This is a genomic window from Caballeronia sp. LZ001, from assembly GCF_031450875.1.
GTDB lineage: Bacteria > Pseudomonadota > Gammaproteobacteria > Burkholderiales > Burkholderiaceae > Caballeronia.
The window spans coordinates 5,243,040-5,262,752 of the sequence record NZ_JARTVX010000004.1; the positions used below are offsets into that span (position 1 = coordinate 5,243,040).

The 19,713-nt window shown below is 60.0% G+C and carries 18 protein-coding genes and 1 pseudogene; 7 read left to right on the plus strand and 12 right to left on the minus strand.

Annotated features, from left to right (window positions below; translation table 11 throughout):
- Positions 1 to 414 precede the first annotated feature (414 nt).
- Positions 415 to 1,125 (plus strand): hypothetical protein, encoded by a 711-nt coding sequence (locus P9292_RS35715; RefSeq protein ID WP_309963797.1) that lies wholly within the window; start codon positions 415 to 417, stop codon positions 1,123 to 1,125.
- 19 nt (positions 1,126 to 1,144) lie between these two features.
- Positions 1,145 to 2,305, plus strand: coding sequence for a GGDEF domain-containing protein (locus tag P9292_RS35720; RefSeq protein ID WP_250464622.1), 1,161 nt, complete (start codon positions 1,145 to 1,147; stop codon positions 2,303 to 2,305).
- Here the strand turns inward: P9292_RS35720 and P9292_RS35725 are convergent.
- Complete coding sequence (locus tag P9292_RS35725; RefSeq protein ID WP_250525787.1) at positions 2,302 to 3,213, minus strand: recombination-associated protein RdgC; 912 nt, start codon at positions 3,211 to 3,213, stop codon at positions 2,302 to 2,304. The two genes, P9292_RS35720 and P9292_RS35725, sit on opposite strands and share 4 nt — an antisense overlap.
- 122 nt (positions 3,214 to 3,335) lie before the next feature.
- Between P9292_RS35725 and P9292_RS35730 the strand changes: the two genes are divergently transcribed.
- Positions 3,336 to 3,656: a hypothetical protein gene (locus tag P9292_RS35730; protein WP_250525786.1), complete on the plus strand. Its 321-nt coding sequence runs from the start codon at positions 3,336 to 3,338 to the stop codon at positions 3,654 to 3,656.
- A gap of 82 nt (positions 3,657 to 3,738) precedes the next feature.
- Here the strand turns inward: P9292_RS35730 and P9292_RS35735 are convergent, their stop codons facing one another.
- The gene (locus P9292_RS35735; RefSeq protein ID WP_309963800.1) at positions 3,739 to 3,897 is read right to left on the minus strand and encodes a hypothetical protein; all 159 of its coding nucleotides are present in this window, start codon (positions 3,895 to 3,897) and stop codon (positions 3,739 to 3,741) included.
- A 317-nt stretch (positions 3,898 to 4,214) separates the two neighbouring features.
- Here P9292_RS35735 and P9292_RS35740 point away from each other — a divergent pair, with 317 nt between their 5' ends.
- From P9292_RS35740 to P9292_RS35750, 3 genes are all read left to right on the plus strand, one after another.
- The gene (locus P9292_RS35740; RefSeq protein WP_250508974.1) at positions 4,215 to 5,609 is read left to right on the plus strand and encodes a selenium-binding family protein; all 1,395 of its coding nucleotides are present in this window, start codon (positions 4,215 to 4,217) and stop codon (positions 5,607 to 5,609) included.
- Complete coding sequence (locus P9292_RS35745; protein WP_309963804.1) at positions 5,579 to 6,226, plus strand: hypothetical protein; 648 nt, start codon at positions 5,579 to 5,581, stop codon at positions 6,224 to 6,226. The genes P9292_RS35740 and P9292_RS35745 overlap by 31 nt, the downstream gene beginning before the upstream one ends.
- Positions 6,227 to 6,432: 206 nt before the next feature.
- Positions 6,433 to 7,122, plus strand: a complete 690-nt coding sequence (locus tag P9292_RS35750; protein WP_309963806.1) for a methyltransferase domain-containing protein — start codon at positions 6,433 to 6,435, stop codon at positions 7,120 to 7,122.
- Positions 7,123 to 7,259: 137 nt separating this feature from the next.
- Here the strand turns inward: P9292_RS35750 and P9292_RS35755 are convergent, their stop codons facing one another.
- From P9292_RS35755 to paaA, 8 genes and pseudogenes are all read right to left on the minus strand, one after another.
- Positions 7,260 to 8,753 carry an efflux transporter outer membrane subunit gene (locus tag P9292_RS35755; RefSeq protein ID WP_309963808.1) on the minus strand — a complete coding sequence of 498 codons (1,494 nt, stop codon included), beginning with the start codon at positions 8,751 to 8,753 and terminating at the stop codon, positions 7,260 to 7,262.
- Between the two features lie 23 nt (positions 8,754 to 8,776).
- Positions 8,777 to 9,976 (minus strand): efflux RND transporter periplasmic adaptor subunit, encoded by a 1,200-nt coding sequence (locus P9292_RS35760; protein WP_250464612.1) that lies wholly within the window; start codon positions 9,974 to 9,976, stop codon positions 8,777 to 8,779.
- A 22-nt stretch (positions 9,977 to 9,998) separates the two neighbouring features.
- Positions 9,999 to 13,194, minus strand: a pseudogene (locus P9292_RS35765) (efflux RND transporter permease subunit).
- Positions 13,195 to 13,392: 198 nt separating this feature from the next.
- A complete protein-coding gene (paaE, locus tag P9292_RS35770; RefSeq protein ID WP_309963810.1) occupies positions 13,393 to 14,481 on the minus strand; it encodes a 1,2-phenylacetyl-CoA epoxidase subunit PaaE in 1,089 nt (362 codons plus the stop codon).
- Between the two features lie 29 nt (positions 14,482 to 14,510).
- Positions 14,511 to 15,041 (minus strand): 1,2-phenylacetyl-CoA epoxidase subunit PaaD, encoded by a 531-nt coding sequence (paaD, locus tag P9292_RS35775; RefSeq protein WP_309963813.1) that lies wholly within the window; start codon positions 15,039 to 15,041, stop codon positions 14,511 to 14,513.
- Positions 15,042 to 15,046: 5 nt separating this feature from the next.
- Complete coding sequence (gene paaC / locus P9292_RS35780) at positions 15,047 to 15,859, minus strand: 1,2-phenylacetyl-CoA epoxidase subunit PaaC (protein WP_309963815.1); 813 nt, start codon at positions 15,857 to 15,859, stop codon at positions 15,047 to 15,049.
- Between the two features lie 9 nt (positions 15,860 to 15,868).
- On the minus strand, positions 15,869 to 16,153 hold the full coding sequence (gene paaB / locus P9292_RS35785; RefSeq protein WP_309963817.1) for a 1,2-phenylacetyl-CoA epoxidase subunit PaaB: 285 nt from the start codon (positions 16,151 to 16,153) through the stop codon (positions 15,869 to 15,871).
- Between the two features lie 11 nt (positions 16,154 to 16,164).
- Entirely contained in the window at positions 16,165 to 17,175 is a 1,011-nt protein-coding gene (gene paaA / locus P9292_RS35790) for a 1,2-phenylacetyl-CoA epoxidase subunit PaaA (RefSeq protein ID WP_250508967.1), read from the minus strand.
- Positions 17,176 to 17,473: 298 nt separating this feature from the next.
- Here paaA and P9292_RS35795 point away from each other — a divergent pair, with 298 nt between their 5' ends.
- Positions 17,474 to 17,797: a DUF4148 domain-containing protein gene (locus P9292_RS35795; RefSeq protein WP_309963819.1), complete on the plus strand. Its 324-nt coding sequence runs from the start codon at positions 17,474 to 17,476 to the stop codon at positions 17,795 to 17,797.
- Positions 17,798 to 18,030: 233 nt separating this feature from the next.
- On the opposite strand, the gene P9292_RS35800 is transcribed toward P9292_RS35795, so the two are convergent.
- Positions 18,031 to 19,095: a hypothetical protein gene (locus tag P9292_RS35800; protein ID WP_250464599.1), complete on the minus strand. Its 1,065-nt coding sequence runs from the start codon at positions 19,093 to 19,095 to the stop codon at positions 18,031 to 18,033.
- Between the two features lie 345 nt (positions 19,096 to 19,440).
- Positions 19,441 to 19,662 carry a hypothetical protein gene (locus P9292_RS35805; RefSeq protein WP_250492432.1) on the minus strand — a complete coding sequence of 74 codons (222 nt, stop codon included), beginning with the start codon at positions 19,660 to 19,662 and terminating at the stop codon, positions 19,441 to 19,443.
- Positions 19,663 to 19,713 lie beyond the last annotated feature (51 nt).

Below are 19,713 nucleotides of genomic sequence, written 5' to 3' on the forward strand. Positions count from 1 at the left end.
ATTTCGATGCGCGGGCGTGAACTCTGCTACGGTAGTATTCAAAATGCGAGCAACACGTCCTGTAAATGTCGATGGCATGGTGCCGCTCCAAGCACTTCGCCTATAAAATGCGGCGCCAGCCCTCCTTACGCGGGCATCGTGCGAAGCAAACTGAATTGCATCCATCGTTGAGCGCCAGGTAACGCGGGCGTTCGGCATGCTTTATTGCGGCGAGAAGGATCAGTCGGCTGTCGCTGCATAGCCATCGATCTTCAAGGCTGTACTCATCATCAGTTGGGCCATTCGTTTGAATGGGTGCGCCACGCGGGCCTTCATATCGCGTGCGCGCCATTCCACTGTTATACGGCGGTGTCGAGCGTGTTGTGTAACGCTAGTTGGACATCGCCCGACGATCACGTTCCGGAGAGCGCTGTCATGCCTCACCACGCTGAACTACCCCAGGAGAGCATCGCGGGTCACGCACGACCCGCGAATGATCCCACTGTCATTGCCATGGAAACACCGCCGCTCGATTTGGAGGATGAGCCCGTGGCGCAGCGCGCACCATTGCGCTTTGGGCGTCTCGCCTTGTGGAGCGCGTCGGCGGGCGCGTTGGCCGTCGGCGTGCTGGGAACCATCGCCTACAGCATGTGGTTCTCGCACGATCAACGCGTCTATGCTGAAGCGATGTCCAGCGCACGCCAGACGTTAGGTGTCGATCAACCGACTTTTGTCGCGGCTCAGGTGCCTGCACAGGTGCAAACGCAGACGCAAGCCGTTGGCACAGTGGAAGCGGCGCCCGTCTCCGTTCGCGATGCGTCCGTGAGCACGACTGCACCCGCCGTCTATGGCGCGGACACAGTGGATGCCGCCGCTATCGCCGCCGCTCCAACGCAAGCGGCGCCGACCGTGCAACGTCCGAGCGCGGTGGCCGCAACGCGACCTCAGTCGCAAACTGCCTCGGCGCGCGGAAACCGTGCGGCTTCGGCCCAAGCGAGCGCCGGGCAGACTCAGGCTGCACGCCGTCGCGCGGCGCGCGCCAGAACGGACACCGGCCTCTTCGCGCGCGTGGGCGCGTTCTTCCATCGAGTGAGTTATCGACGCAATGCAACAGCCGGTCAGCGAGAGGAATATTCCCGTCCGTGAAGCATCGGCAGCGCCACCGATGCCCGCGGATGAAGACGCCGTGGATCGGCCGCTGCCGCATCGCATTTTGAATACCGTTCAGGCGCTCGCCCGGCGTGCGGGCATTCGCGGGCCCGCTCCGCTTGCAGCCGTGGCGTTGTCGCTGCTGCTCATCGGCCTGCTTTTTCTTGCGGTTCAGGTCCGCACCATTTTCTCGGTGCAATTGCATCAGGAATACATCGGGCTCGTGCTCGAAGCAGTCGAGCGCGCCGATGCCGCGCGTAGCGCCTCGGTGGTGCTGCTAGGCACGCCGGCGAGCGATGCACAGCACCACATTGCGTACCGCCAGGCGCGCATCGAGTTTGCCGCGCGGCTCGGAAGCCTGCACGCGCTCATCGGTTCGAGCCCGGTGCCCGCGCCGCCAATGCCCGCTGACGTCCTCTCGCCTGCTGCCGATTTTCGCGCGGCCAGCAGCGCGCTCGATTCCGTCTACGCCTACTGGCGCACCGAGCGCGACCGCGCCAGCGCCGATCTGCGCGAGCGCATCGTGAGCGTGTCGCATACGCTCATCGCGTTATCGGCGATCGTGTTCGGCGTGTTGATCACGGCGATCGGAATGTATGCAAAACGCAATCGACAATTGGTCGGCATGTCGCATGAGTTCGAACACGCTTCACTGCACGACGCGATGACGGGCCTGCCCAATCGACGCAAGCTGTTCGCGTCACTGGAGGAGTCGGCCGCGCGCCTTGCGAACGGCACCGAACCGGCACGCATCGCCGTGTTGTATATCGACCTCGACGGCTTCAAGCGCGTCAACGATACGCACGGTCACCGTATCGGCGACGAGTTCCTGATTGCGGTATCGCGACGCTTTCGCCAGACCGTGCGTAGTGGCGACGTCGTCGCGCGTATCGGCGGCGACGAGTTCGCCGTGCTCGTGCGCGAGTTTTCCGGGGACAAGGAGCTGGCCGCGATCGCGCAACGGATTATCGATTGCGTAACCGAAACCGACATGCAGATGCGTCTTTCGCTGGTGCGAGCAAGTATCGGCATCGCGAGCTACCCGGACCGGGTGAGCGACTATTGGCGCCTCGTCGCGGTCGCCGACGACACCATGTACACAGTCAAGCGTAACGGCAAGAACAACTACGCCTTCGCCTCTCTCGCACCCGCTGCATCTGCTTCCGCTTCTATCTAGGCCGCTGCACGAAGGTCTTCCTCGCCACCGAGCGCATCGGTCAGGTCGGCGAGCATGCGCGCGAGTTCGCCTGTCATCAGCGTGAAGTCGGATTCGAAGCGTTCATCGTCGTTGGTCGCGGTGGGATCGGCGGCTTCCTTGATGACGTCGAGCGCGCTGACCCGCTTCAACGTAAGCGATGGCGTCAAGACGTAAGAAACGCGGTCGTTCCACGTCATGGCAAGCCGCATGCACTGCTTGCCCGCTTCGATATGACGGCGCATGTCTTCCGCTTCCAGCGCGTGACCCACGTAGCGGACCGTTGCATTGCCCTCGCCAGCAGAACGCAGCTCGGTATCGCGGTCAAGCGTAAAGCCCGCGGGCGCTTCGCCTGTTAGGAGCCACTCGGTCATCGCGGAAACGGGCGACCGTGCCACGCGCACACTCATCAACGGAAGATCGGTCACCGACTTGACGAGCAGACCGATGATGTCGTCGCATAGCGTCGCCGACGCAGCGTCGATTGCAAGCCAGCCATTTACAGGGTCGATCCACACGCGCGTATCGCGCCGGATGCTGAACGCGCGCGGCAAGAGTTCGTCGGTGATCTGCTCCTTGAGCTCGCGCATCTGCTTGCGGCCGGGTTTGAAGCCCTGCTGTTCTTCCACTTCGAGCGCGCGTTCCTTGGTGAACTGCGTCACGACCGAAGCGGGCAAGAGCTTCTTCTCGGCGCGATACGTAATGAGCATCTGTCGGTTGACGGCATAGACGAGCGAGTCGTCGCCGTGCGGCGAAACCCAGCCGCGCCGTTCGTTCTCGACGCTCGATGCAGCACTGAAGCCAAGTGGCGCGAGCCACTGCTGCAGCTTTTCAGGGGTGATGTTCCACGGTGCGGGCAGACGGTGAAGCTGGAGGTTTTTGAACCACATGGCGAGGTATCGATGCGTTCGGGAAAAGCGCGCCATTTTATACGACGTGGCACGAGGTCGAAGCGCGTTACACTAGAACGGCTCAAAAACGCTTGAATGCCTCAGCAATAGGAGCACCGATCATGGATAACCTGGACGCGCAAGGCACCTTCCGCGGGCTGCCGTTGACCACCGAGCAGGACGCCGAAGTGCGGCATTACATCAAGAAGAAAAAGCAGCGGAACGAGCCGTGGGATACACCCGAACTCAACGCAATGATCAAGGACATGCTCGACCCTCCTGGCGATGACGACGATACCGCCGACATCGACGATGAAGAGGAAACGCGCTCCGTGGCCGAGCGTGCATCGGCGTTCATCGACGAAGACATGGAGCCGATAGAGCACAACGAGGAATGGCACGCCGCCATGGAAGCCGAAGTGATGAAAGGGCCAAGACGCTAAAGCGATTCATAGCAGCCAGGCCAAGGCAATAAAAAGCGCCGGTAATCAGCCGGCGCCGCATGTGCTTAAAACACTTCGAGCTTTAATGTCTGTGACGCATCCAGTCGCGCGGCGGATGTGTATCGACCCATCGTGCCTTGGGGACGTTGATATGCGGATGACGATGATGCATCACGAGAATCACCGCGGCGCATAGCAGCACGACAATGCCCACCATCAGGCTGATCATCGGTTCGGTCATAAGCAACCTCCTTAGCGGAACAAGGGGCGACGCTTGCACAGCTTGAGAGCGTGCGGCGCTTCCAGGCATCATGCGCTTAAACGAACTTCACGGCGCAGTGCATGCCGATGGAATTTTTCAAGCCAGCCTGAGGTAAAGCTTGGAGCGACCGAGCGATCCTTAAGCGCACGTTGCTTTGTATTGCGCAAATACTTCGAAGCTTGACGGAACGAGTCGCGCACGCTTGTCCTATGATGAAGAGACTTCAAGAGACGTAAGAGAGTCGCAAGAACGCTTTAGAAGAGCCGCTCAAGGACCGCTAACCGGAGACGTGCAACATGGCAACATGGAAACCCGACCCGAGCTTCTATCCTTCGCCTCGCCTTGCAGCCAAGGCTCCGCGAGAAACACTCGCCTATGTCGCGACATTCGACCCCGAGCGCAATACGCCCGACAAGCTGGCGGTCGTGGATGTCGATCCCGATTCGCCGGACTACACGAAGATCGTCGGCGAACTCGCCATGCCCGATACCGGCGACGAACTGCATCACTTCGGCTGGAACGCCTGCTCTTCGTGTCTTTGCCCCAATGCGCCGCATCCGCATATGGAAAGGCGTTATCTCGTGGTGCCGGGGCTGCGCTCGTCGCGCATTCATATCGTCGATACGAAGCCCGATCCAAAGCAACTCAAGATCGTGCGCACGATCGAGCCCGATGAACTCGCCGAGAAAACGGGCTATACGCGTCCGCATACCGTGCATTGCGGACCGGGAGGCATCTACATCACGGCATTGGGCAATGCAGAAGGCAAAGCGCCTGGTGGCGTGCTGATGCTCGATCAACAGAGCTTCGATCCACTAGGCCGATGGGAAGTGGACCGCGGCCCGCAACAGCTTGCCTACGATGGCTGGTGGCATCTCGGTTACGACACGATGGTGACGAGCGAATGGGGCACGCCCGATACCTTCGAGAGCGGCCTCGTACCCGAACTTCTTTTAGGCGCGAAATACGGCAGAAAACTGCATTTCTGGGACTTCACCAAGCGCAAGCATATTCAGGAAATCGACTTTGGCGATGAGTATCAACTCGTGTTCGAACTGCGCCCCGCGCACGATCCGACTAAGGCATACGGCTTCGTGAATTGCGTCATCAGCTTGAAGGATCTGTCCTCGTCGATATGGACTTGGTATCGCGACAAGGACAAGTGGGCCGTCAAGAAGATCATCGACATTCCCGCGGAACCTGCCGATGCCTCGGTTCTGCCGCCGCTTCTTCAAGGCTTCGGCGCGGTGCCGCCGCTCGTCTCCGACATCGATCTCTCGATGGATGATCGCTTCCTCTACGTGTCCTGCTGGGGCACGGGCGACATGCTTCAGTATGACGTCTCCGATCCCTTCTCGCCCAAGCTCACGGGTAAGGTCCGCATCGGCGGGATCGTGTCGCGCGCCACTCATCCCGGCGCTAAAAACGGTGCACTGAATGGCGGACCGCAAATGGTCGAAGTCAGTCGCGATGGTCGGCGCGTCTACTTCACCAACTCGCTTTATGGCGCGGTGGACGCGCAGTTTTATCCCGAAGGCATCGACGGCTGGATGGTGAAGCTCGACGCCGATCCGAACGGCGGCCTTAGCACCGACAAGAACTTCTTCATCGACTGGCCGAAGGGGCACAGGCCGCATCAGATCAGGCTGCAAGGCGGCGATTGCTCATCGGATTCGTTCTGCTATCCGTGACCTCCTCGTCGGCGTTATGGCTCACGGCTGCGGGATTGGGCGCCTTTCATGGACTCAATCCCGCAATGGGCTGGCTCTTTGCCGTCGCGCTCGGACTCTATGCGCATAGCAGGCGCGTCGTTCTGATCTCGCTCGTGCCGATTGCGCTCGGTCATGCCTTATCGGTAGGGCTCGTGCTGGTTGGCGCGCTTACGCTCGGGACCATGCTTGGACATGAGATGCTCGCGCGTGGTGCAGGCCTGGTGCTGATCGGCTGGGGCATATGGCGGCTGTGGCGCGGTCATCGTGGACGGCCTTCGGTTGGCATGCGCACGGGCCTCGCGGGCCTCGCGTTGTGGTCGTTCGTGATGTCGAGCGCCCACGGCGCGGGCCTCATGCTCGTGCCGGCGCTCTTGCCCCTGTGCTCGGGCAAGCTTGCCGGCGGCGCGCTCGAAGCGGGCGCCCTCGCGCTCGCCATCCACACGGCGTCGATGCTTGCCGTCATTGCCGTCATCTCCATGCTGGCCGTGACGGTGCATGAGCGTGTGGGGCTCGGGTTTCTACGCACGGGGTGGGTCAACGTCGATTGGCTCTGGAGTGTGGCCCTCATCGCATGCGGCGCGTGGCTCTTCGTGTAGTCTGGATTCCGCTGCTGCAAGACAGGCCTCAAGGGCCGATGCACGTGGCGGACGCCGGCAGAAGTTAGGCGCTAAAGGCCTACTGTCGTCGATTGCGTGACTCAGTGAGTCCCGGCAATATCAACCGACATAACGATAAAAAAAAAGAACGCGGCGCAGAAAATTCCAGGAACAAATGGCCTAGTCGAACGAGGGGGAGCACACCGATGCGCGAAATTTCATACGAAGAACAAACCGTCAAATCCGGCAATCCGCTAGCGCGTTATGCACATCGAACGCGCATGAACATGGCGATCGATTTGGTGACCGGACTATGTGCGAAACGCGGCACGGTGGTCGATTTCGGTGCTGGCCCTGGACTCTTTTTGCACACGCTCGGCGAAGCGCGCCCGGACGTGACGCTCGTCGGTCACGATCCGTACATGGCGCCCACCTTTCCCGAAGTCAAATACGCGGAGTCGCTGAACAACGTAACGCCGCAAAGCGTCGACGTGCTGACCGCCTTCGAAGTCTGCGAGCATCTCTACGACAACGAACTGGCCATGCTGCTCGATGACGCCGCGCGCATTCTCAAGCCGAGCGGCGCGCTCGTGATCTCGGTGCCGATCATGTACGGCCTCGCAATCGCGCCGAAGGTATCGAACTGGATGCTCCGCAGTCGTTCCTTCAAATCGGAATACACGCCTTCCGAAGTACTCAAGTCGATGGTCGGCATGTCCGTGAGCCGGCCGATCAATCCGCGCATCACGCATAAGGGTTTCGACTTCCGTGAGTTGCGCGATCTCGTAAGCGTGGGCTTCGATATCGATGCCGTGCATATGAGCCCGGTGCCGCATATGCCTTGGTGGTTGAGTTCGCAATACTTCATGATCTGCAGGCCGAAAGCGCAAGGTTGAGGTATTCGACTGCTGGGCGATACGCCGGGAACGCGACGAATGCGGCCCGGCGTTTCACATGGCGAGCGCTTCTGCCAGGCAATTGCATTCGGCATGCATAATTCCGGCATGCAAAAGACCGAATGCAAAATGCCCTCTCACTCTTGCCGCGATACTTCTTCCGCATCTGGTAACGCGGCGGTCGTCCATCCGCCGCCGAGCGCCTTGATCAGCGCGACGCTGGCCGCCATGCGCCGCCGCTCGATACGCACCTCCGTGCGTTGATCCGATAACACGATAGCCTGCGTCACCACTACGTTCAGATACGTGATCGCGCCGTTCTCGTAGCGATTGCCAACCTTCGATAACGCGCGCTTCGCTGCATCGACCGCGTCGCGTTGCGCTTCGCTCTCACGGCGCAAAACCTCCAGCGCGTTGAGGTTGTCCTCCACTTGCCCGAAAGCCGTGAGCACCGTTTGACGATAATCAGCGACGCTCTCGTCGTAAGTCGCGCGTGCCGCATCGCGTGCCGCGGCACGGCCACCGAAGTCCAGTGCGGTGAAAGCGAGTTGCGGCCCGAGCGACCAGAAGCGGCTTGGCGCCATCAACCAGGAACTGAAATTGGTGGCTTCGAGGCCACCCGTCGCGGCAAGCAGCAGATTCGGAAAGAACGCGGCCGTCGCCACGCCGACGCGTGCGTTGGCCTCAGCGACGCGGCGCTCGGCCGCCGCGATATCGGGCCGTCGCTCCAGCAACGCGGAAGGCACGGAAAGCGGCAGCGCAGCGAGTGCCGCCGATGGGCGCGGCGCATGCCCTTCATCGAGCGGCTCGACATCGAGCGTGAAACTCGACGGCGGCTCGCCAACGAGAATCGCGATTGCATTCACGAGGCTCGCGCGCGCGGTTTCGAGATCGATCAACTGCGCCTGCGTCGAGCGCAACTGCTCCTCCGCCTGCGCAACATCGGACTCGGCCGCGATGCCGCCTGCAAACCGGTCACGCGTCAACACGAGCGCCTTGTCGTAGGCTTGCAGCGTCTCCTTTAAAAGCCGCTCTTCCTCCACCGTGCCGCGCAACTCGAAGTAGTTACTTGCAAGCTCGGCCTGCATCGACAGGATCGCACTTTGCAAGTCGGCTGCGCTTGCCTGCGCTCCCGCACGTCCACCTTCGACCGCGCGGGAAATGCGGCCCCACAAGTCGGGTTCCCACGAGATTTGCGCATCGACCAGATAGTCCGGCACGGTCACGCCCGCGCTCGACTTGTACATTATGTTCGACGACGCCCGCGACTGATTGAATGCAGCATTCGCCGTGACAGTCGGAAAGTATGCCGAACGCGCCTGCGCGACGGCCGCTCGCGCGCCGCGAAAACGCGCGGATGCCGCCGCCACCGTTTGGTTCGCGCTCGCGACGCGTTCCTCCAGAGCGTTCAATTGCGGGTCGCCGTAGATTTCCCACCAGGGAGCGCGTTGGGTGGCATCGGCGGGCTGCGCGGCTTTCCAGTTTTGCGGCAGTGTGTCCGCATGAACGGGCGCATCGGCGGGTTCTGCCGTTTTGTATGCAACGGGCATCGCCACGTCGGGCTTGCTGTAATCCGGCCCGACCGCGCATCCGCTTAACATTAGCGCCAGCACCGCCGCCAAACTTGGCATTCGGCATTTTGCATGCAGCATGCTCATGATGCTTCGCCGCCCTGCTTCGGTTGACTCGCACCAGGCGTGGCGTTCGCGCGTCCGATACGGACCGCCGCTCCATCAATGATCGAATCCGGGGGATTCACGATCACACGCTCATCGCCCGACAATCCGGCTGCGATCGAAACGCGCGTGCCGTAATCGGTTCCAAGCGTGATCGGCAGCAGCTTCACGCGATTGTTCGCATCGACGCTCGCCGCATGCACGCCATCCGGACGAAACAGCAGCGCATTGCCGGGTAGCGTGTACGACGCGCTAGCGTTGGTGAGATGAAAGCGCACTTGCGCATAGGCGCCTGCCAGCAATTCCCCGCTCGGATTCTTCACGCCGACTTCGACACGCATGGTGCGTGCAACCGGATCGACCGCTCCCGCCGTTCGCACCGTGACGCCCTCGAACTTGCGATTGCGCTCTTCGTTGAGGATCAGTTCCGCCGGCAAGCCGGGTGTCACGAGTCGCGCGTAGGCTTGCGGCACATCGACGAACACGCGCAGCGTAGTGGCATCTTGTATATGGAAGAGCTCGCGGCCGATCCCCGCGCTGCCCGCATCGATCAACTGGCCGACATCGGTGTTGCGGGCCGTCACGACGCCATCGAACGGTGCATATATCTTCTGGAACGAAACCATCTGCTCCAGTCGCGACACGTTCGCCTGCGAGGCGTTGAACGCAGCTTCCTTGGCGAGCATGTCGCCGGTCTTTTCATCTGTCTCCTGCCGCGAGACCGAGTTGTTCTTCGCCATCTGCACCCAACGATCGGCGGTGGTCTTCGCCAACAAATAATTGGCGCGCGCCGTCTGCGCATCGGCGCGAGCCTGGCGCAGCTGATCATTGATCTCGGGTGCATCGATCTCCGCAAGCAGCTGTCCTTTGCGCACCTTGGTGCCGATATCCGCGGTCCAGCGTTTCAGATAGCCATTGGTGCGCGCAAAAATCGGGGCATCGGAGAAGGCACGGATATCGCCTGCGAGCACGAGGTCCTGTGTCGGCTTCATGCGCGTCGGCTTGATGATTTCGACGGTCTGGACGCTGTGCTCGCCGGCATCGCGTTCCAGTTCCGCGTGCGCGGAATGGCGTGACCAGATACCCTGCGCCACCAGCAACACGACGACCACGAGCGCGATCACGAGCCACATGCGCCCGCGCTTGCGTGTCGATCGTTCGTTTGACTGCTCGTTCATTCGAACTCCGTATATATCGGCATCACGACTGGCCTTGCGGCTCGCCATCCAGGTGCTTTGCGCCGCCGCGCTTCGCTTCGATACGCTTATAGATCATCGAGAACACCACGGGCACGAAGAAGAGCGTGGCGATGGTGCCGACCATCAGGCCGCCGATCACCGCGCGGCCGAGCGGCGCATTCTGTTCGCCGCCCTCGCCGAGACCGATGGCCATGGGCACCATGCCGATCATCATCGCGAGTGCGGTCATCAGCACGGGCCTGAAACGCGAGTAGCCGGCGTTCGAGCGCCGAGCGCATGGCATCGCCGTGTTCCTGCAATGCAGAACGCGCAAAGCTCACGACGAGAATGCTGTTGGCCGTCGCGATGCCGATACACATGATCGCGCCGGTCAATGCGGGAATGGACAGCGTCGTATGCGTGAGGAAGAGCATCCAGACAATGCCCGCTAACGCACCCGGCAGCGCGGTGATGATGATGAACGGATCGAGCCACGACTGAAAATTGACCACGATAAGCAGATACACCAGCACGACGGCGAGAATCAATCCAAACGCCAGGCCCGAGAAAGACCCGTTCATCGTTTCGACTTGTCCACGCATGTCGATTGACGAGCCTTTGGGCAATTGGCCGCGCGCTTCGTCGATGATGCGTTGAACGTCATCCGACACCGCGCCCAGATCGCGCCGCTCGGTGCTTGCATAAAGATTGATGGTGGTCTGCGCGTTGTAGTGATACACGACGGCATCGCGCGACCCGCGAGACAATGAAGCAAGCGCGCCAAGAATATTCGTCTTGCCGCTAGCCGATGTCACTGGAATATTCGCGACTGATTGCAACGAGTTCATATCGTATTGCGGCGCGGACGTAATGACGTTGTAGCTCACGCCATTCGCGGGATTGAGCCAGAACGTAGGCGTCGTCTGCTGACTTCCCGACAGCGTGATGAGCAGATTGCTTGCGACATCGCGTTGCGTAAAGCCTGCCTGAAGCGCCTTCGTACGATCTACTTCGACGTTGACGAATGGAAGATCGGAGGGCTGCTGAATGCGCGCATCGACGAGACCCGGCACGCGACGAATCTTCTCGAGCAAGTGATTGGCGAAGGCGCGATTGCCACGCACATCGCGGCCCGTGATGGCGATATCGAGCGGCGCCGGGACACCGAAGTTGAGAATCTGACTCACGATATCCGCAGGTAGGAACGAGAACGCCACGCCGGGGAACTCCTGCGGCAAGCGCTTGCGGAGTTGGCGGATATAGTCGTCGGTCGGCGCGTGATCTTCGTTGAGCGTGATAAGCACGTCGGCATCGGCGGAACTGATGGTGCCGGTGTTGCTATACGAAAGATTGATGCCCGATACCGGCAAGCCCATGTTGTCGATGATCGAATGCACCTCGCGCGACGGGATGAGTTGGCGAATGCGCTTGTCGACACGATCGGTCAATGCCGCTGTTTCCTCGATACGTGTGCCGGTTTTCGTGCGCAAGTGCAGTGCGATCACGCCCGAATCGACGGAAGGAAAGAAGTCACGGCCAAGAAACGGTGCGAGGGCGAGCGAGAGCAGACAGCAGACGAGGAACAACGAAGCGAAGCGCGCGGGATGCGCGAGCCGAGCTTCGAGAAAGGCGCGGTAGCGTCCGCGCACCGCTTCGAAGCGCCTCTCGAAACCGAGATGAATACGCACGAAGGGGTTGCGCGAACCCTTCATCGATTCGACATCGCCACCCATGTGTTCGTGGTTGCGCAGCAGATACTTCGCAAGCGTCGGAACGAGCGTGCGCGAGAAGAAGTACGACGCAATCATGGCGAAAACGACTGCTTCGGCCAGCGGCACGAAGAGGTAGTGCGCAACGCCGGTAAGCAGGAACATCGGAATGAAAACGATGCAGATGGAAAGCGTGGAAACGAGCGTTGGCACGGCAATTTGTTGCGCGCCATCGAGAATCGCTTGCTCCAGTTCCTTGCCTTCTTCGAGATTCTGGCTGATGTTTTCGATAGCGACGGTCGCATCGTCCACGAGAATACCGACTGCGAGCGCCAGTCCGCCGAGCGTCATGATGTTGATGGTCTGCCCGATCGCCGAGAGTGCGACGATCGACGTGAGCATCGACAACGGAATGGAGATGGCGATGATAAGCGTCGCGCGCCAGCTACCTAAAAACAGCAGCACCATGAGCGCGGTCAGACCCGCCGCGATCACGGCCTCGCGCAACACACCCTCTACCGATGCGCGCACGAACAGCGATTGGTCGGCGACCGGCTCTATCTTCAAAGATTCGGGCACCATGCCACGCAGCGTCGGCAACAGGTTCTTCACGCGCGACACGATATCGAGCGTCGATGCATTGCCGCTCTTGTTGATCGTCAGAAGCGCCGCACGCGTGCCATCGAGTCGCACGATATTCGTTTGCGGCTGAAAGCCATCGCGCACGTGCGCCACGTCGCGAATATAGATGGTGCCGCCAGGCCCTGTTCGGATCGGAATGTCGTTGAGACCTTCGATCGTATCCGGGCTCGCATTGAGTCCCACTTGATATTCGGTCGGTCCGATCTTGGTCGTGCCCGTCGGCAAGATCAGGTTTTGCGCGCTGATGGCATTCACGACATCGGTGGGGGCAAGATTCTTTGCCTGCAGCCTGCGCGAGTCGATGTCGACCATGATCTGCCGCTGCTTGCCGCCATAGGGCAACGGCACGGATGCACCCTGCACTGTCGCAAGCTGCGTCTTGAGAAAGCTATTGCCGAAGTCGTAGAGCTGCTGCTCGGTGAGTTCCGACGACGACAACGCAAGCCGCAAGATCGGCACGGTCGACGCATTGAAGCGCAAGATGTTCGGCGGCGTGATGCCCTGTGGCAACTGACGAAGCTGCGTCTGCGAAAGCGCGGTAATTTCCGCGATCGCTTCATCCACGTTTGCGTTCGGCTGAAAAAATATGCGGATGACCGCAATGCCTGGCAGCGATTCCGATTCGATATGTTCGATATCGTTGACCGCCACCGAAAGCCCACGCTCGTAATTGAGCGTGATACGGCGCTCCATTTGATCAGGAGGCAAGCCCGTGTACGACCAGATTACGCTAACGACCGGAATGTCGATGTTCGGAAAGATATCGGTCGGCGTGCGCATGATCACGAGCGGGCCGATGATAAGCAGCAGCAGCGACAGGACAATGAACGTGTACGGGCGCTTAAGCGCGAGTCTGACGATCCACATCGAAGTTTCGCTTGCCCCGTTTGATGTTCGCTATTTCGAATACTTTTCACTAAGCGCCAACTAAGCGCTGAAAGCATCCGTACGATGACACAAACAAAGCTTACAAAACAATTTGTGCAAACGCTTGCGAGGGTTTATGCGTAAAGAATTCTTCCGATATTTCCTGAATTGTTTTTCTTAAGCCACGCTAAGCCGTGTCTAGCGTTCGTCGAAGCTCACGACTACGCGGTCGCTAACCGGATGACACTGGCACGTCAGCACGAAACCGTCATCGATCTCGTGTTGTTCGAGCGTGAAATTCCGGTCCATCTTTACCTCTCCCTCAAGCACTTTTGCGCGGCACGTGCAGCACACGCCGCCTTTGCACGCATAAGGCAGCGCCAAACCCGCTTTGAGTCCGACGTCGAGCACACTCACGCCTTCATAGGGCAAACGCAGTTTGCGCCTTTTTCCGTCGATGACGAGTTCAAGGTCGGCCGCAGGCGTGTTCTCGGTAATTTCGACGGCCGGAACGCCCGCTTGCGGCAAGGGTGTACCGAAACGCTCCACATGGATCTGTTTCTGTGCGACGCCCGAACTCTTGAGCGCGGCTTCAGCCGCATCCATCATCGGCCCAGGACCGCAAATGAAGGCTTCATCGATTTCTTGCGGAGGCACCAGCGTTTGCAGGAACGCACGGCACTTTGCTTCGTCCAGCACGCCGTTGAAGAGCTCGACATCCTGCAAGTCGTCCGAGAGCACGTGATAGAGCGAAAAGCGGCTCATATAACGGTTCTTGAGATCTTCGAGCTCTTCGGCAAACATGATCGCATCCACGCTGCGATTGCCATACACAAGCGTGAAGCGGCTCGTGGGTTCCATATCGAGCGTGGTCTTGACGATGGCGAGCACTGGCGTGATGCCCGAGCCACCTGAAAACGCCACGTAATGCTTGGCGTGGTCCGCATTCAGATGCGTAAAGAAACGGCCATCGGGCGTCATGACTTCGATCTCGTGGCCGGGCTTCAGCGTGTCGAATGCGAAGTTCGAAAAACGCCCGCCGCGCACGCGCTTGATGCCGATACGCAATTCTCCATCGCGATCGTAGTCCGTGACACCCACGCAGATGGAATAGGACCGGCGCGTCTCTTCGCCGTCGATATGCGCCTTCAAGGTCACGAACTGCCCTTGCGTGAAGCGGAACGCGTCGCGCAGCAGTGGCGGTACATCGAACGAGACGGTGACCGCGTCGGCCGTTTCAGGACGAACCTCGCGAATGCGCAGCGGATGGAATTGCGGAGTGGCCATGAGCGTCGAATCGATAAAAAAGAAACGGATCAGTACGGCTTGAAGTAATCGAACGGCTCGCGGCAATCGACGCATCGGTACAGCGCCTTGCACGCCGTCGAGCCGAATTGCGCGAGCTTTTCCGTATGCGTCGAACCGCAACGAGGACACGCGACCGGCTCCTGCTTCATAGACTTATATGGCACGAAACGCAGCGGTTGCTCCTGATTCGGCGCAGCAGTTCCACATTGCCCCGTCGGCGGCGCGATGCCATAACGTCGTAGCTTGTCGCGCGCTTCATCGGTGATCCAGTCGGTGGTCCATGCCGGCGCGAGCACCGTCTCAATGCGATGCGCCCCGAGCTTCGCGGTATGGATTGCATACGCGATGTCCTCGGCGATCTGCGACATGGCGGGACATCCCGAGTAAGTCGGCGTAATCACGACCTCGAGCACGCCGTCCGCGCCATGACGCACGTCGCGCAAGATGCCCAGTTCGCGTATGGATACGACGGGGATCTCCGGGTCCGGCACGGCTTCGAGCACGGACCATACGTGTTGCAAGACAGTATCGGCGTGCATGGTGTTCACCAGCTTGCGCCCGGGTGCTGACGTGCGAGGCTTTGCATCTCCGCGAGCAGATAACCCATATGCTCGGAGTGTTCGCCGAGTTTGCCTGTGCTGACATGCTTTACATCGGCGGGCGCGGTGAGTGTGGCTTCGTCTAAAGCGTCGCCGAGTTGTGCGCGCCATGCCGCTTCGAAATCGCTTGCAAGCGGCGCGATGCCTGCTTGTGCAACGGCGCGCTCGATTGCCTCGATCGCAAAAAACTCGCGTGTGTAAGGCATCAAATAGTCGAGTGCTGCCTGTGCGCGTCGATGCGACTCCTCCGTGCCGTCGCCGAAGCGCACGAGCCAGTCGCGTGCATGATGCAAGTGGTAACGGACTTCCTTGATCGACTTCGCGGCAATGGCGGCAAGCTGCGCATCGGCCGATGCCTGCAAGGCCGTCCATAACTCAGCCATCAACGCCGAATAGAGGAAGTTGCGCACGATGGTCACTGCGTAATCGCGCTCGGTTCGCACCGTGCCCGCGAGCGGTCCATAGTGCGGCAGCTCGGCAATCGTATAGTTGGCGAACTCACGCTCGCCACGAAAGTACGCGTAGTCGTCTTCGGTTTTCTGCGTGCCGGTCATCTCGGCTTCGAGCGTTGCCGCATGCGAATAAAGCAAGCGCGCCTGTCCGATGAGATCGAGACTCATGTTAGCGAGCGCGATGTCTTCTTCGAGCGCGGGACCGTGGCTGCACCATTCGGCATTGCGCTGACCGAGGATCAACGCGTTGTCGGCGAGGCGCAGGACGTAAGCGAGATGTTCGCGCGTCGAAATGAGCGTCGTCATGTCCCGCCCTTACATGTGATTGATTTCGTCGGGCAGCACGAAGAACGTAGGATGCCGATATATCTTGTCGATCGCGGGTTCGAATAATTCGCCCTTGTCCGCCGGGTCCGATGCCGTGATAGCCGATGATGGCACCACCCAAATGCTCACGCCTTCCTGACGCCGCGTATAGACATCGCGCGCCATTCTCAACGCAGCGCTCGCGTCGGGCGCATGCAGGCTGCCGCAATGCTTGTGATCTAGACCCTGCTTGCTACGCACGAACACTTCCCAGATCGGCCATTCCTTGCTCATCGTCGTCTCCTTCATGCGGCCTGTTTCTGCTGATCCTGCGCTTTGCGCGCTTGTTTGTCGGCATAAGCGAGTGCCGCTTCGCGCACCCACGCGCCATCGTCATTCGCCTTTACGCGAGTCGCAAGCCGTTCCTTGTTGCACGGACCGTCACCATTGACCACTCGCCAGAATTCGTCCCAGTCGATCTCGCCATAGTCATGCGCACCGCGCGCTTCGTTCCATTTGAGATCGGGATCGGGCAACGTTACGCCGAGAATCTTCGCTTGCTCGACGGTGGCATCGACGAACTTTTGCCGCAGGTCGTCGTTCGAAATTCGCTTGATGCCCCACGCGAACGACTGGCCGCTATGAATGGAATCCTTGTCGCTCGGTCCAAACATCATCAGCACGGGCCACCACCAGCGATTCACGGCTTGCTGCACGAGGTCTTTCTGCGCTTGCGTGCCTTTCATCATCGCGAGCAGGGCATCGAAGCCCTGCCGTTGGTGGAACGACTCTTCCTTGCAAATGCGGATCATCGCGCGCGCGTAAGGGCCGTAAGTACAGCGGCACAGCGGTATCTGATTCATGATCGCGGCGCCATCCACGAGCCAGCCGATCACGCCCACGTCGGCCCATGTAGGCGTCGGATAGTTGAAGATGCTCGAATATTTGGCCTTGCCCGCATGCAGCGCGTCGGTCAGTTGGTCGCGCGAGACGCCGAGCGTTTCAGCCGCGCTGTAGAGATACAAGCCGTGGCCGCCCTCGTCCTGCACCTTGGCGAGCAGGATCGCCTTGCGCTTCAGGCTAGGCGCACGACTGATCCAGTTGCCCTCGGGTTGCATGCCGATGATCTCCGAGTGCGCGTGCTGAGATATCTGCCGCACCAACGTCTTGCGATACGCCTCGGGCATCCAGTCTTGCGGTTCGATCTTGCCATCCGCCTGCATCACCGCATCGAAATGCTGCTGTTGCGACGACGCCTCGGCTGTAGCGTCCGAAACCGCGGGCTGACCCGGAAGATCGAGGGATTGCGTGTACATGCGAGACTCCGCTCTATTTTGAGAAGCGATGCAGCGAGTATATCGATTAACCGACCGTCCGGTTGATTAATTTTAAGATGAACGTCTTGAACGCCGATAGGCTAGGTGAAACCCTAATTTTGTATGCCAGTGAGTGGTATTTTTAATTCAAGCGCATCCATGGATTGTTGCCATCCCTAGAAAGATCCTTCAACGGATCGATAGATGATCGGCGACTCAGCCCTCTCTACACTCCGTGCAAACGCTGTCCCGAAAGCTATTCGAAGAGCACGACCTATCCACCACGGAGCCGACATCCATGAAACCGTTCTTCTCTGCGATTGCCATCGCCGCTGCTTTTGCCGTCCCCGCCCTTTCTTACGCGCAAACAAATGCGCCGCTTACTCGCGCGCAGGTTCGCGCCGAACTCGCGCAACTAGAGAACGCCGGCTACAACCCGGTCGCAGCCGATCCTACCTATCCGTCGAATATTCAGGCAGCCGAAGCGCGTGTGAGCACGCAATCCATTGCGCAAGCGTCAGCGCAGTCGAATGACTATGGTTCGGTCACGGCTGGGTCGTCGCAAGCTGGTCGCACGGCGAGCACTCAACCTCGCGCGTTCGGCACGTTCTTCGGGCAGTAAGCGCTGGGGTTGTCTGCGCTTGGCGTGTGCTTGTGTTGCTTGGCGCGTAATTTGATGCAGAATGCAAAGCCAAGGTACTTTGCATTCAAATGCAAGCGGCCTATCCGAGCCGTGCTGGCAATCTCATTTCGCGCTTCGCGACATTGCGACACGAGAACGTTCATAGCGGCGGCGCCAATCGACCTGCCTTTCAGAAGAGCAATAACGAGCAGACGCCGAGCGCGCGGACAAACTCAGTTGGCAGGGATCGTCACGACCGGCGCTTTCGATGTGTCCGTCACTTCGGCTAGCGCCATCAGGTTCTGCACGACGGTAAATGCGTACTTCGAATCGAAATCCCTTCTGTCGATCCAATAGTTCGTTTTGTCGTAGGGCACGCTGACATACGCATCCTGCGGCGGCTTCTCGCCCACTTGCACGATGATGGTCGGACGCGTCTCTCCGCCGATCAACCCGATGGTCGGCTTGGTTGCTCCCGTTCCCACCTGCTCGTCCGGCACGGTGATCTGCGCGCCGATATCGGTCAGGATTCCAAGCACGGAACGCGTGACCATCGGAATGCGATCATGATCCGCCGCCTGGCCGTAGACGAGTTCATACGTCTTCATCTTCGGGGACAACTTGAGCAGCTTACGCACAAGCGTGAGATCGCCGACGGTCTGCTTATTAGTGCCGCTGCGCGTTGCGCCGAGCGTGATGAACACGCCGCCATCCTTTCCATTACGTGATTCAATATTCAATTCGCCGGCCAGTTGCAGACGTCGCAGCGCTTGAATCAGCATGAAGAATTCAGGCGCGCCTGATCCGTTCGGGCCGCCGAGCGCCGTGCCGTTCTGTAAGCCGCCGATGGATTGCGCCGTGATGCGCAAGAGCAGATCGACCGGAATGCCGCTTTCGGCAAGCGGCATCACGAGCGCGGGTGCGAGCGGGCGGATGTATGCGCTCGCGTAGGCGTCGCCCGTGGTAGGGGTGAAGGTGAATGTCGGATGGTTCGAATACGACACGCTTCCGGTGGCTGCCGCGTAGTTCGGCACGCTGCCAGAACCCGCATTGAGCGTGGCGCCAGCGGTGGTATCGAACGTGTAGGCGGCAATGATGCTGCTCACCGTGAGGAATGAAGGCGAATCCGCGAAGCGCAAACCGACGATTGCGGCAAGAATTTCGCGTTTCTTGGCATCGCCGAGTGCGCGTGAATAGTCGACCTGATCGGCTTTTAGACGGCTCGGGCCGATGCCCGCGCAGCCTGCCGCCAGAAAAGATGCAGAGAGTACAGCTATCGATAGGGCTTTCCGTGTCATGGCTCTCAGGGGAATTGACGGGGAGGATCGTCGGCATGTCGCCGCGGAACATTCGGGCGGTTGTCGCAAAATTCATACCTTTGCCAACCGATTGCATGTTGAATGCGGTGGACCGGATGCCTGGAACCTGCGCCATCTTCGCGTCGCACGAACGTGGCTTTCCTTCGGAGCGTCACATGATGCTGTCAGGCGCGCCCTAACGATTTGCATTTTGCATGCGGTCGACCCAATGCGTAATGCCTCTCCGCTCTCGCCTTGCACGAAAGCGTCTCTCTTCCGGCGCCGTACACGTTGGTGCCTATTGCACCCGGCCGGCACACAAGCCATCGCGAAAGCCGCGAGCGATCACTTGGAAGCGTCGTTGCCAAAACTTTGCGATGACACCGTTCCCGATGCCGCCGCGCCATGCGTCCCACCGCGGATATGCCGATTCGCGTCCGCATGCTGCGCGACCAACCGATCGAGATGGTCCTGCGCGAAGCGCGGACCATCGTCGCGTGCGAATGCCGGTGCACCGAGTGTTGCAGCGCATGCAAAACCGATCATGGCAAGAAACGTTTTCTTCATGATTCACCCCCGCAATAGTCGACGGCCCGATCACGCCCTATCGCATCGGCC

What these genes read in the sequence shown, in the direction of transcription:
- P9292_RS35715 (WP_309963797.1), top strand. Translation starts at nt 415, where the DNA reads ATGCCTCACCACGCTGAACTACCCCAGGAGAGCATCGCGGGTCACGCA.
- P9292_RS35720 (WP_250464622.1), top strand. Translation starts at nt 1,145, where the DNA reads ATGCCCGCGGATGAAGACGCCGTGGATCGGCCGCTGCCGCATCGCATT.
- P9292_RS35725 (WP_250525787.1), bottom strand. Translation starts at nt 3,213, where the DNA reads ATGTGGTTCAAAAACCTCCAGCTTCACCGTCTGCCCGCACCGTGGAAC.
- P9292_RS35730 (WP_250525786.1), top strand. Translation starts at nt 3,336, where the DNA reads ATGGATAACCTGGACGCGCAAGGCACCTTCCGCGGGCTGCCGTTGACC.
- P9292_RS35735 (WP_309963800.1), bottom strand. Translation starts at nt 3,897, where the DNA reads ATGACCGAACCGATGATCAGCCTGATGGTGGGCATTGTCGTGCTGCTA.
- P9292_RS35740 (WP_250508974.1), top strand. Translation starts at nt 4,215, where the DNA reads ATGGCAACATGGAAACCCGACCCGAGCTTCTATCCTTCGCCTCGCCTT.
- P9292_RS35750 (WP_309963806.1), top strand. Translation starts at nt 6,433, where the DNA reads ATGCGCGAAATTTCATACGAAGAACAAACCGTCAAATCCGGCAATCCG.
- P9292_RS35755 (WP_309963808.1), bottom strand. Translation starts at nt 8,753, where the DNA reads ATGCCAAGTTTGGCGGCGGTGCTGGCGCTAATGTTAAGCGGATGCGCG.
- P9292_RS35760 (WP_250464612.1), bottom strand. Translation starts at nt 9,976, where the DNA reads ATGAACGAGCAGTCAAACGAACGATCGACACGCAAGCGCGGGCGCATG.
- paaE (WP_309963810.1), bottom strand. Translation starts at nt 14,481, where the DNA reads ATGGCCACTCCGCAATTCCATCCGCTGCGCATTCGCGAGGTTCGTCCT.
- paaD (WP_309963813.1), bottom strand. Translation starts at nt 15,041, where the DNA reads ATGCACGCCGATACTGTCTTGCAACACGTATGGTCCGTGCTCGAAGCC.
- paaC (WP_309963815.1), bottom strand. Translation starts at nt 15,859, where the DNA reads ATGACGACGCTCATTTCGACGCGCGAACATCTCGCTTACGTCCTGCGC.
- paaB (WP_309963817.1), bottom strand. Translation starts at nt 16,153, where the DNA reads ATGAGCAAGGAATGGCCGATCTGGGAAGTGTTCGTGCGTAGCAAGCAG.
- paaA (WP_250508967.1), bottom strand. Translation starts at nt 17,175, where the DNA reads ATGTACACGCAATCCCTCGATCTTCCGGGTCAGCCCGCGGTTTCGGAC.
- P9292_RS35795 (WP_309963819.1), top strand. Translation starts at nt 17,474, where the DNA reads ATGAAACCGTTCTTCTCTGCGATTGCCATCGCCGCTGCTTTTGCCGTC.
- P9292_RS35800 (WP_250464599.1), bottom strand. Translation starts at nt 19,095, where the DNA reads ATGACACGGAAAGCCCTATCGATAGCTGTACTCTCTGCATCTTTTCTG.
- P9292_RS35805 (WP_250492432.1), bottom strand. Translation starts at nt 19,662, where the DNA reads ATGAAGAAAACGTTTCTTGCCATGATCGGTTTTGCATGCGCTGCAACA.